Source organism: Paenibacillus rhizoplanae (assembly GCF_042684125.1).
In the GTDB taxonomy this organism is placed as follows: domain Bacteria; phylum Bacillota; class Bacilli; order Paenibacillales; family Paenibacillaceae; genus Paenibacillus_AQ; species Paenibacillus_AQ rhizoplanae.
In genome coordinates this window covers 1-1,832 of sequence record NZ_JBHUKY010000075.1, presented here as the reverse complement: position 1 = coordinate 1,832, position 1,832 = coordinate 1, and the positions used below count along the sequence as shown (strand labels likewise).

The following is a 1,832-nucleotide window of genomic DNA, read 5'->3' as shown; positions in this document are numbered from 1 at the left end:
GCCGGCGTCGATCCGCACGTCATTGGCTCCGCGCATTCTCAATTCCTTAGAGCCGGACCCAGCGAACGAGACGTACGCCTCGTAAATCCCCGGGTCTACAAACTGGATTTTCCGGTCGTTAACCGCCCCAGCCAGTCCCATATACAGGTTATTACCGATTCGCGCGTCCTGTGTAACGTTTATACTCGTATCTGCGGTTATACTGCCGCCGGTAATAGACGACGCCGTAATCGCCCCGCTGAACTCCCCGCTCGTAGTCCGCATATGTCCGGTAGTGCCGTCTACTGTAAACGTTCCGCCGCCTACGTTAATGTGACTCCCGGTAATCACCGCGTCCAGCATTAGCGCCTGAATCTGCTTATCAAGCACAGCCGCCGAGCGTACGAACCTGCGATCCACTCGTTTGAGCTGCGGTTCCTTAATCGTATGAGTGTGTATCTTGCGGATGCCGGCGCGGTCCATCAAATAAACGTCAGCCTTTCCGCCAATCTTCTCGCTGGCGAGCGTGTCGAATATGTGTGCATACGCTTGGAGCGCTCCGACGCCCGCCGCATACGACTCGGTTAACATGGACTGCGCGATCTTCTCGTTAACGCCGGCGGTTACAGTTACCGAGTTGCTGGCCGGAGCTTCACAGCGTTCTATCTCAAACTTATTCGCCGAATTAATTAAGTAGCCTGCGATCTTCCCGGACTCTACTTGGCATATGAATCCGAATAATCCAACGTAGTCCTTAAGCTCTGCGATTTGCGGGCGAATGCTACTGTATTTAGCGTATTCCTCCCGCATAATACGCTGCAGCACGGCGGCACCCTTTTCATTCGAGCGCTTGTACTTACGGATAGTCCATTCGGACAAATTAGCGTCACCGGAGAGAAAAACGAGCGCTCCGTCAACGATATGAAGCTTTTTATAATCATCCTGGACGCGGTAAGCAGCCCCGTCGATTACAGTTGATATCGCTGAATCTGCCGCAAGGACTGCCATTTCTTCCCCTAAACTCGCTAATAGTAATGTCATGTATCGTAGCCCCCCGTATATTAAATTAGAGCGCCCAGGATTCGAGCGCCCATCGTTTTCTATTCCCTTATTCCCATAGTAGCGAGCCGTTGAGCCGCGCGCGCCTTTTCATCAAAGTACATGCCTACGTCCGCTTTATCCGTCAGCGTCACGTTTTCCGCGCCCATGTCGATGTTCTGCGTAATATACGTCGGAGCCGCCGGAGCCTGCGCTGCTACACGCGGAGTTACGATCATATCCCACAATGCTGCCTGTTGCGACGCGTTGAGAATTAGCTCTTGTCCATGCGCGATAACCGGTACAGCCGATCCTGCCGCGCCTTGAACGATACCGCCCGCGCTAAAATGCTGCAGCTTCTTCCCGGTATCTCCGCCGACTCCGTACAGGTCGCGCAGCTCTTGATTCCGCGCAGCTAGACGTGCCATTTCCGCCTTATCCCCGCGAGTCTTGGCTGCCGTCCACCGGTCCTTATTCGCGTTGTACTCGTCGAGGTCAGCCTCTTTCTGTGACGCCGCTTTTGTAGCAGCAACTTCGGCCATCTTCGCTTTATACTGCGAGACGAACGTGTCCAGCTCGGTCAGAATCGTAGCGTTAGCTGTAGCAGACTCGGAGACTCGGAACGCCGCGATGCCGGCCTCAATCGTCTTGATATCGCCAGAGTACGCGTCAAATGCTGCAGAGAGGGCGTCGTACTGCGCTTCTGCATCCGCTTTCTCCCGGTCATACGCGGTGAGCTGCGTCTCCTTCTCCTTCTGTAGCGCCGTCTTCTGCGAATCAAGTTCACGCTTACGCAGATCGCGGTCGTGTTCGAG

The 1,832-nt window shown here is 54.7% G+C and carries 1 protein-coding gene and 1 pseudogene; both read right to left on the bottom strand.

The window, feature by feature from the left end; genetic code table 11:
- Window positions 1–1,020, bottom strand: a 1,020-nt coding sequence (locus tag ACFSX3_RS27780) for a hypothetical protein (RefSeq protein WP_209994892.1), incomplete at its 3' end; no start/stop codon positions are given.
- 59 nt (window positions 1,021–1,079) lie between these two features.
- Window positions 1,080–1,832 (bottom strand): annotated as a pseudogene (locus tag ACFSX3_RS27775) (hypothetical protein); the annotation flags it as partial.